The 9,105-nt window shown below is 69.5% G+C and carries 9 protein-coding genes and 1 pseudogene; 4 read left to right on the top strand and 6 right to left on the bottom strand.

The features are described from left to right. Positions 1-198: 198 nt before the first annotated feature. The 4 genes from ACIQV3_RS40190 to ACIQV3_RS40175 all read right to left on the bottom strand — a co-directional run bounded on the left by ACIQV3_RS40190 (position 199) and on the right by ACIQV3_RS40175 (position 4,267). Positions 199-1,638 carry an aldehyde dehydrogenase (NADP(+)) gene (locus ACIQV3_RS40190; RefSeq protein ID WP_403722246.1) on the bottom strand — a complete coding sequence of 480 codons (1,440 nt, stop codon included), beginning with the start codon at positions 1,636-1,638 and terminating at the stop codon, positions 199-201. Positions 1,639-1,780: 142 nt separating this feature from the next. Further along, the gene (locus ACIQV3_RS40185; RefSeq protein WP_403722244.1) at positions 1,781-3,046 is read right to left on the bottom strand and encodes an IS1634 family transposase; all 1,266 of its coding nucleotides are present in this window, start codon (positions 3,044-3,046) and stop codon (positions 1,781-1,783) included. Positions 3,047-3,128: 82 nt separating this feature from the next. Further along, positions 3,129-3,671, bottom strand: a complete 543-nt coding sequence (locus ACIQV3_RS40180; protein ID WP_403722241.1) for a TetR/AcrR family transcriptional regulator — start codon at positions 3,669-3,671, stop codon at positions 3,129-3,131. A gap of 14 nt (positions 3,672-3,685) precedes the next feature. Then, positions 3,686-4,267, bottom strand: a complete 582-nt coding sequence (locus ACIQV3_RS40175; RefSeq protein WP_403722239.1) for a sugar O-acetyltransferase — start codon at positions 4,265-4,267, stop codon at positions 3,686-3,688. A gap of 815 nt (positions 4,268-5,082) precedes the next feature. Between ACIQV3_RS40175 and ACIQV3_RS40170 the strand changes: the two genes are divergently transcribed. After that, positions 5,083-5,868, top strand: coding sequence for an alpha/beta fold hydrolase (locus ACIQV3_RS40170; RefSeq protein ID WP_403722237.1), 786 nt, complete (start codon positions 5,083-5,085; stop codon positions 5,866-5,868). A 93-nt stretch (positions 5,869-5,961) separates the two neighbouring features. Here the strand turns inward: ACIQV3_RS40170 and ACIQV3_RS40165 are convergent, their stop codons facing one another. Beyond that, positions 5,962-6,855, bottom strand: coding sequence for an alpha/beta hydrolase family protein (locus ACIQV3_RS40165; protein WP_403722235.1), 894 nt, complete (start codon positions 6,853-6,855; stop codon positions 5,962-5,964). A 316-nt stretch (positions 6,856-7,171) separates the two neighbouring features. On the opposite strand from ACIQV3_RS40165, the pseudogene ACIQV3_RS40160 reads away from it, so the two are divergent. The 3 genes and pseudogenes from ACIQV3_RS40160 to ACIQV3_RS40150 form a co-directional block, all read left to right on the top strand. Beyond that, a pseudogene (locus tag ACIQV3_RS40160) lies at positions 7,172-7,371 on the top strand (MerR family transcriptional regulator); the annotation flags it as partial. Between the two features lie 169 nt (positions 7,372-7,540). Continuing rightward, a complete protein-coding gene (locus tag ACIQV3_RS40155; protein WP_403722233.1) occupies positions 7,541-7,744 on the top strand; it encodes a cold-shock protein in 204 nt (67 codons plus the stop codon). Between the two features lie 442 nt (positions 7,745-8,186). Then, entirely contained in the window at positions 8,187-8,372 is a 186-nt protein-coding gene (locus ACIQV3_RS40150; RefSeq protein WP_403722227.1) for a hypothetical protein, read from the top strand. Here the strand turns inward: ACIQV3_RS40150 and ACIQV3_RS40145 are convergent. Then, the gene (locus ACIQV3_RS40145; RefSeq protein ID WP_403722222.1) at positions 8,340-8,585 is read right to left on the bottom strand and encodes a hypothetical protein; all 246 of its coding nucleotides are present in this window, start codon (positions 8,583-8,585) and stop codon (positions 8,340-8,342) included. The genes ACIQV3_RS40150 and ACIQV3_RS40145 overlap by 33 nt on opposite strands. Positions 8,586-9,105: the final 520 nt, after the last annotated feature.

Genomic DNA, 9,105 nt, shown 5'->3' with positions numbered 1-9,105 from the left:
TCATCCGTTTCCGGCTTGACCTGTCCAGGGCGTGGCATCCAGGCACCTCCTGAACAGGCAGCCTACCAGCCAAGATCCTTAAGTCACTGGTATTGTATCTAGATGTGAACAGTGGATCTAATTTGTTCAGGCCGAGACGGTGAGCAGCTCCGACTGTGCCGGCTGCGGGGCTTGCCTTCGCGGAACGAACTCGCTCTTCTACGCCCCTGGCCGCTGCGGCACCAGCCACGGGTTGGACGTCCGCAGTGGTTCCGGCAGTAGTCCCTCAGGCACGTTCTGGTAGGCCACAGGGCGCAGCCAGCGGGCGACGGACGTCCCACCCACACTGGTGTGAAGCGGGCTGGTCGTGGCCGGCCAGGGACCGCCGTGATGCATCGCGCGGGTGACCGCCACCCCGGTCGGCCAGTCGTTCCAGATGAGCCGACCGGCGCGAAGGGTGGACCAGATGATGCGGGACATCTCCTCGTCCGCGCCCTCTTGGCCGAAGATTGATGCCGTAAGGCTCCCTGGCAACAGCCGGAGCGTCGCCAGCAAGTCCTCGACCGGGGTGTAGGTGACCACGGTGGATGCCGGGCCGAAGCATTCCTGGAGGAGCTCGGTGTTGGCGCGGAGGTCGCGGGCCGTGACGGTGAGAAGTGCCGCCTCGGGGCCGTCGGCGCGTACCCCGGTGCGGCCGCCATCCGTCGAAGTTCGTGAGATGCGGTGGACAGATGGGTGCGCGGCCAGCTCGTCGAGGGTGGCGCGGTAGGCGTCTGCGATCCAAGGTCCCAGCATGGGCGCGGGCCGGGTCGCCGAGATGGCCCGGTGGAGGGATTCGTCCAGCCCGTGACCCTCGGGCAGGAAGAGCAGACCCGGCTTGGTACACAGCTGGCCCTGGCTGCGGGTGACCGACCCGATGTACTCGCCCACGAGGTCTTTCCCGCGTGCGACGAGGGCGGCGGGGGTGATGACCACGGGGTTGAGGGAGCCGAGCTCTCCGTAGAACGGGATCGGGTCGGGCCGCTGGGCTGCGAGGTCGAACAGGGCGCGTCCTCCCGCGGTGGAGCCGGTGAAGCCGACGGCTTGGACGACGGGGTGGGTGACGAGGGCGCGGCCCGCGTCGCGTCCGTGGACGACGCTCAGGGCACCCGTCGGAAGGATCTCCGCGGCGAGCGCGGCTGTCAGGTCGGTGAGGCGGGGATGGCCCTCGTGTGCCTTGACGACGACGGGGCAGCCGGCCGCGATCGCGCTGGCGCTGTCTGCGCCGAGGACGGAGAAGGCGAACGGGAAGTTGGATGCGGTGAAGACGGCGACGGGCCCGAGGGGGATGAGCATGCGTCGTATGTCCGGGCGGGGAGCGGGAAGGGCTTCGGCGTCCGCTCGGTCGATCATGACGTCGAGGTAGGTGCCCTCTTCGGCGATCTCGGCGAACATGTCCAGCTGTACGCAGGTGCGCAGGACCTCCCCGCGCAGCCTGGTCTCGTCGAGGTGGGTCTCCTCCCTCGCGAGTGCTACCAGCCGGCCGGTGTGCTCGCGCAGCACCCCGGAGAGGTCGCGCAGGAGGGTGCCGCGTTCCGGCGGAGCGAGAGCGGCAAGGACGGGGGCGGCGTCACGGGCGGCATCGGTGGCCGGTGAGACGAGCGCGGAGGGGTAGGGCATGTCTTCTCTCATCGTCTGTGGGAAGCGAGGCGGAGGTCGTGTGTCGGGTGGCGGGCGGGCCGGGCCTCAGCCGGCCGGCGTGGCGCTCTCCTGAGCCATGACCAGGAGATCGGCAAGGTGTACAGCCTTGGTGCGCGAGCGTTTACGGCGCAGACCGGTGCGAAGCTGGCGTAGGCAGCCGGGATTGACCGCAGCGACGTAGTCGACGCCCGCGGCCTCGATCTCCTCGATCTTGGCGGCGAGCAGGTCGTCCGGTCTCGTCCGTGTGGATGGCGGTGATCAGGCAGGACCCAATGCGGCGCTTCGCGGTGATGACACCGATGCGGGCGGTGACCTTCTCGAGGGTGGCGTAGTGCCGGCCGCCGCAGGCGTGCTGGAGCTTGGTCAGTTCCTCGCGGGCCTGTTCCAGGCGCCGGTCGCGAGCCGCTTGCTGAGCGGTGGCGTTGGCGGTGGAGTGGACCAGGATCCGGCGCACTGTGACGCCCGGGTCCCGCTTGCGCGGACCGGCCAGGGTCTGGGTGTCCTCCAGCACGCGGTACTGCCCGCGCTGACCAGGTGCCTTTCCCGCATCGCGGGCGGGGGTGTAGTCGACCAGGCGGGCCTTGCCCGGGTCCAGGCCGGCGAACAGGCCATCGGGGATCTTGGCTGCGGGAGCCGGGGCGATGAAGCGGACCCCGGCATCCGAAAGGGCGAGCAGGTTCGGGTAGGAGACCAGTTTGGAGTCACCGACCATCAGGAAGTCGCGGGGCGCGGCCACCTTCCGCAGGGCCGTCATCGCCCCGACGACCTGGGAGACCTCGCCGGCCCCGCCGTCGTAGGCACGGTGGAAGACCGGGATGCCGCCGTCCGCCGAGATCGCAATGCCTGCCTGGATCTGCTTGAGATCAGTCCTGCGGTCCTTGGGATGCCCGTACTTGACCTGCGGGAAGCCGTCTTCAGGTTCCTCGTAGGCGCCGTGCAGGGACATGCTGGTCATGTCCCAGTGCAGGCGCGAGACATCGATTCCGAACCCGGAGATCGCACTCGCCCCGACACTGCCGACGATGGCCTCCAGCTCGGGAGCGATGGCGTCCAGGGCGCGGGCGATCCGGTCGTCGTTGAGCAGAGCGGGCTCGATCCCGAAGACCTCCTCCACGGCCCATTCACGGGCCCAGTCACCCACCCGCACCAGCGGTGCGGGCGCGGACAGCCGGTTGGCCACCAGGACCTCGATGACCTGCCCGTGCGTCAGATGCGCAACCTCACGCACCGGACACAACGCGTCGATGATCCCGGCCACGTCCAGCCGGCGCAGAAACTCGGCAGAGGCAGGCAGAGCGCCCAGACGCCTCTCCACCACGGGTGCGATCTCGATATTGAACCGAGGACGCCGCACCCGAGGCCGCGCGGACCGTGAAATCGACGACATACCCAGACCAACGGACCCACGACCAATCGGTCATCACATCAACCGCTCGTCCCACCAAACGAAGCATGTGCGGAGGACGGGTCTAGGCGGTGGTGATGCGCTTGACGGCTTCGCTCGTCAGATTTCGGTCGTGCGGTGTGGTGTCTAGGGCACGGTGGAGGGTGAGCCCCTCGATGAGTGCGTCGAGCTGGCGGGCCGTGACGGGGTCGAAGTGCTTTTCCAGCAGTTGTCGGCTGCGGATCATCCACCCGCGTGTCAGCTCCCGGTACTCCGGGCGCCGGGCCGCGAGGGTGTAGAGCTCGTGGGTGAGGACCAGGTCCCGTCGCGGCCCGTCGGAGAGCGCGTGGATGAGGCCGGTGACCGCCTCGCGCGCCTGCTCGGGGCCGTCGACCGCGTCCAGATGCCGTTCGAAGACGGCGACGACGTGGCCGGCGAAGCGGGCGAAGGCTTCGCGGAGCAGTTCGTCGATGCCCTTGAAGTGATAGGTCATGGATCCCAGCGGCACACCGGCCCGGGCGGCGATCTTCCGGTGGGAGACACCGGCGACGCCTTCGTCGGCGATGTGGTCGAGGGTGGCGGCGAGGATGCGCTCGCGGCGCTGTGGGTCGGTGTGTCCGGTGGCCATCGGGGACGGGGTTCTCAGAGATCCCGGACGGGCCGGGCGGGATTGCCGACGGCGATGACGTTGGCGGGGATGTCCTTGGTGACCACCGATCCGGCGCCGATGACGCTGTTGTCGCCGATGGTCACTCCCGGGCAGACGATGACGCCTCCGCCGAGCCAGATGTTGTCCCCGAGGGTGATGGGGAGCGCGGCTTCCAGCTTGTCGCGCCGGGGCTTCGGCTCCAGGGGGTGGGTGGGGGTGAGGAGCTGGACGTTCGGACCGATCTGGCAGTCCTCGCCGATGGTCATCGCGGCGACGTCCAGGGCGGTCAGGTTGTAGTTGACGAAGGTCCGGGCCCCGATGGAGATGTTGCTGCCGTAGTCCACGTACAGCGGCGGCCGCACCTCGATCTCCTCGCCCGCAGAGCCGAGCAGCTCGGCAAGGAGCGGCCGGGCGGCGGCCGGATCGTCCAGAAACGCGGCCTGGTAGCGCGCGGCGAGCCGCATGGCGCGCTGCTGCCTGCCGGCGATCTCTGGATCGTCGGCGATGTAGAGGTCGCCCGCGAGCATGCGCTCCAGGTTGGTGCGCGGGTCGTCAGCAAAGTAGTCCGCCGTCATGCGTACGACCGTACACTCTAGAAGGTACGTTCGTACACTGCGGTGAACGGGAGGTTGGGACGGGAGCTGACGCGGGAGTAGTCCTGGCGGCTGCGCCCGCGCTCGCCCTGTCCAGCAGGGTCGGGGCGAGCCAAAACCCGCGCTGAGCGGCCTGCTCGAAAGCGTCCGCTGCCTACGCCGAGGCCCTGGTTTCAGCAGGCCGGCTGCCGGCTGAAGGCTCCGGCCCCCGCCGATTGCTGCAGGAGGTTGGCGGAGCGGTCCAGGAGGAGGCGGGCCGGGGCGTGCCGCCGGTGCACGGCCGGGTGTTGGCGCATACGGGTATGGGCCTCACCCCACTTCCGAACCCGCCGGCACCTGCTCACCGCCCACGAATTCCGATGCGAAATGACCGAGCGCTTCACCGTCTGGAAGCAGATTCCGGCTACCCCACGGCCGCCTGACGACAGCCAGCCGCAGACCGGATCACACCTTGGCACACCATCAGCGCTCCCGACACCCGACAACGAGACAACACCCGTCGGACCGGTGTGGTGTGAGCCATGGGGGCGAACGGTCATTCGGGGTGCCCCTGGGATGCCAAGATTCTCTTCGCGGTTGGGCTGGCGCCAGACGTCCGGTCTGCAAGTCGGCTGGAACCGAAGGGACTTCGGTCTCGGAGCAGTGCCCCGGTCTTCGGGGCTGGGTACTGCATCAGCTAAGCATTGCCGGAGGGCTCCCGTCCGGCCGCCTGGGCAGCTCACCAGCCGCCGCCCGCGCCCGATGTGCGCGTGCACCACCTTTCCCCGCCGGTACGGTCGCGAGCGTACGGTCGGCCCATGACGAATCAGCCGCGCACCGGCGCCTTTCGCACGTCCGACGGCCTGACTCTGGCCCATTACACCTGGGGCGGGCCCAGCTCCCAGCCGCCCGTCCTGCTGCTGCACGGCTTCTCTGCGACCGCCCGCCTCAACTGGGAGGTTCCCGGCGTCGTCGCCGTTCTGCTCGCCCGCGGCCGGCAGGTCCTCGCGCTCGACGCGCGGGGCCACGGGGAGTCGGATAAGCCGCACGAGCCCGAGCGGTACGGCGAGCCCCGGATGGCTCGCGACGTCCGCGACTTCCTCGACGTGCTCGGCGCCGACCGGGTCCATCTGGCCGGTTACTCGATGGGCGCGGTCGTCGGCCTGCTCACCGCCGCGGACGACGCGCGCGTCTCCCGTCTGGTGATCGGCGGGGTCGGCGCGGGGGTCGTCGAGGTGGGCGGGCTCGACACCCGGGCGATGCCCTCGGAGCTGGTACGAGCCGCCTTGGTCGCGCCCGATCCGGCCGCGGCGCCCGAGCGGACGGCTGCCTTCCGGATGCTGGCGGACGCAGTGGGTGCGGACAGGCTCGCGCTGGCTGCGCAGGTGTCGAGGGCCTTCGCGGGACCGATGCCGCTGGAGCGGGTGCGGGTGCCTTCCCTCGTCCTCGCGGGGGCGGACGACCCCCTGGCGGTGCGACCGGCGGTGCTGGCGGACGCCATCGCGGGGGCGAAGCTGATGGTGCTGCCCGGAGACCATCTCACGGTGGTCCGCGATCCCGGCTTCGCGTCGGCGATAGCCGACTTCCTGGGGGCGGAGGCCTGACACGGGTCCCGGCCACAGGCCGGGGCGTGCGGAAGGGGTGCGGGGCGGGGATGTTCCCCCGCCCCGCACCCCTTCCGTGTACCGCTGGCTTGATCAGTGAGGGCAGTTGCCCCGGTATTCCTCGATCGACGTGCTCGGGCGGGGGATCGGGCACAGGAACTGCTCGTAGCGGGTGTCGTTGTCGATGAACCGCTTGAGCCACGAGATGCTGTACTTCGCGATCGTCGTGTTCGACGAGTTCGGCGCGGAGTGCGAGGCGGAGTTGAGCTCCAGGTAGGCCTTGTCGAGCGTCGCGGGCAGCGACTGGTAGAACGGCTCCGCGTGCGAGCCGACGGACGCGACGCTGTCGGCCTCCGCGCCGAAGATCAGCGTGGGCGTCCGCACCTCGGGCCAGGTCTTGTCGCTGTTCCAGGGCGTCAGGGGGATCGACGCCTTCAGCGAGGGGCGGGACTTCGCGGCCTCCAGTGCGCCGCCGCCGCCCATGGAGTGGCCCATCACGCCGAGCCGGGTGGCGTCGATCCGGGTCCGCACGGAGCTGCGCTCGGTCAGGTAGTCGAGCGCGGCGAGCAGTTGCCGCCCCCGGCTGGCCGGCTGGTCAAAGGTGGAGCTGGTGTTGATGGTGAAGACCACGAAGCCCTGCGAGGCGAGCCGCGGACCGTACCAGGCCATGGAGGACTGGGTCGCGGTGAAGCCGGGTGCGACGGCGACCGCGCCGAAGGTGCCCTCCGAGGTCGTCGTCGGGTAGTAGATCGTGCCGCCGCCGAAGCCGCTGACGCTGCTCGAGGAGACGCTCGTCTGCGAGACGCTGTAGGAGCCGCGGGGCGCCTCGATGCTCGACACGGTGGGGGCGGGGCCGCGCTCGTAGGGGTTCTCGGCGGCCTGCGCGTTGGGGACGAGCATGGTGGCCAGGAGGCCACCGCCCGCCACGGTGCCGGCGAGGAGGGTGCGTAAGGGGTGGCGACGGCGGGGCAAGGCGTGCTGCTGCACGGTGGGGTCCTCTCGGTCATGGCAGCCGGGGGCCACGCCGGAGAGAACCGGCCGGGAGGCCGGGTGCACCGGGCGGGGACCGCCAGTTTCGCTGCGGCCGCCACTCTTACGCTGCACCACGCCCCCCGGCATCGGCTAAATCACCGGCGTTCACCTGAAGGGCCGTCACCGGACTCCGCGGACGGGGTACCCGGCCTCCCGCAGCGCGCCCCTGACCCAGGGCTGATTCAAAGTCCCGGTGATCATGTCGGGTTGCTGGTCAGGCCACGTCGAGGAGGTCCAGTGGGCGTGTGAACGGGGTGTAGAAGCCCAAGGCTTCATCCGCACCATCGGCGAAGCCCGCCTCACCACCCCGCTCCGGCGACGGACACCGCCGCTCCTCCCGCCACCAGCTGCGCATCGCCGCCCGCGCCCAGGAACTCGTCGACCAGGGCCCCCATCGAGTCCGCCCGCCGCATCGTCATCCTCGAAGACCAGCTGGGCCACGGCGTGAGGTGTGGCCGTTTCCTCTGGTGACAGCCCGTTGTAGGCGTGTAGCGTTTGCGTCAGCTGTCGTGGTTCGGAAGTTCCCATTGCCCACGCCGTAGGCGTGGGCGTTTTGCTGTGCTGTGCCGCAGGAACCAGGGCGATCACCTCCATCTCCCGCACGGTGCGGGAGGCGTTCATCGACTGGAAGGCATCAGATATGGCTACGGGAACTGTGAAGTGGTTCAACGCGGAGAAGGGCTTCGGCTTCATCGCTCAGGAGGGTGGCGGTCCGGACGTCTTCGCCCACTACTCCGCGATCAACTCCTCGGGCTTCCGTGAGCTCCAGGAGGGCCAGGTCGTGACGTTCGACGTCACCCAGGGCCAGAAGGGCCCCCAGGCCGAGAACATCACCACGGCCTGACTCCTTTTCCCACGCGCAGGGTCTGCCGGGTTCAGTTCTTCTGGCAGACCCCGAGGGTCCAAGCTGCGGGGTTCCGGGCCCGTACCCGGCTGCTCGGGGTGCCGGGCACGGGTGTGGATTCCCCGTACGCGGTCAACGAGCGGGTGCCGGACGGGTTCCTGGACGGTGGTCCCGTACGGCCGTGCGGAACCGATTCTCTTCCGCGTCGTTGAAGGGGGTGAGTACCCCGGGAGCGCGCACGGGCTTCCCCTGGCAGCGGCGGTGTTCCCGGGGGCTCGTGGTATCTGGATCGCGGTGACAGGACCGCCCCGTGCCCCGCGCCCGGCAGGCCACCCCCCTTCCCGGACTGCCGGGCGCGATCGTGCCTGGGACAAGGGACGCTGTTCTCGGCAGGACCGGTGAGCTGGTGGCATCCAGGTTCTCGTGCAGCGAGGTGAAGCCGATGCTGCTCACGCGGCTCGACATCCTCGCGGGCAAGCTGCTCGACGCCACACACCCGGGCCGGCCGCTGGTGGAGCGGGCAGCCCGGGTGGACTGGCCCGGCGTCAGCCGGGCGCGTCGTGCGACCCGGTGGTGCCGGGGCCGTGAGCCCGTCTCAGTTGCCGATGCCGGAGCTGCCGACGCCTGAATTGCCGATACCGTGGCTGCCGATGCCCGTGTTGCCGATGCCCGCGTTGCCCAGACCCCAGTTGGCGATGCCAGCGTTGCCGATGCCGTCGTTGAAAGCGCCTGCGTTGCCGATACCTGCGTTGCCGACGCCTGCGTTGCCCACGCCGTCGGCGCTGGCCGCGCCGGCGCCGCAGATAGCCAGCACTGCGGCGGCACCCAGCGCGGCCGTCACACGGAGAGTTGTGTGCATCGTCGTATACCTCCTACTTTGAGACTGTTTACCCCCTATCTCTAGCACGCCGCCGTACCGGATACGGGGATAAATGTCCGAAGCCGCCGTGTCGCCCATATGCCTCGTCCGACGGCGTGCGGGTCACAGATCGGCGGCCCAGAAGACCCGCCCACTGCCGAGGCAGCCGTTGTCCCGGAGCACCGTTGCACCGTGGCTGGGACGGGCCCTGCGGGAACAGTGATCAGACCAGTCATCCTCACGATCCCCAAGATCCCCGACAGCGACAGGCGCTTGAACACCTATGTGTCACACCCATTCCACACTGGGGATGGAGGCGGTGGTCTTGGAGTACCCGGTCTTGCTGTGCTGGGCGTCTCGTCTGGAGGACGTCGTCGGTTTCGGGGATGCCGGGCGGATGCGGGTGGTCTAGACGAGTCATTCCGATGTGATCAGTGGTCGTAGGCGATCAAGGATCGTGTGACGGGTTGGCCGGTCTTGTGGTTGTGCCAGATCGCGGCGG

The organism is Streptomyces sp. NPDC099050, assembly GCF_044759865.1.
Classification (GTDB): Bacteria; Actinomycetota; Actinomycetes; order Streptomycetales; family Streptomycetaceae; genus Streptomyces.
Note: the sequence above shows the minus strand (reverse complement) of the source record. Positions and strands in the feature narration are given on the sequence as shown.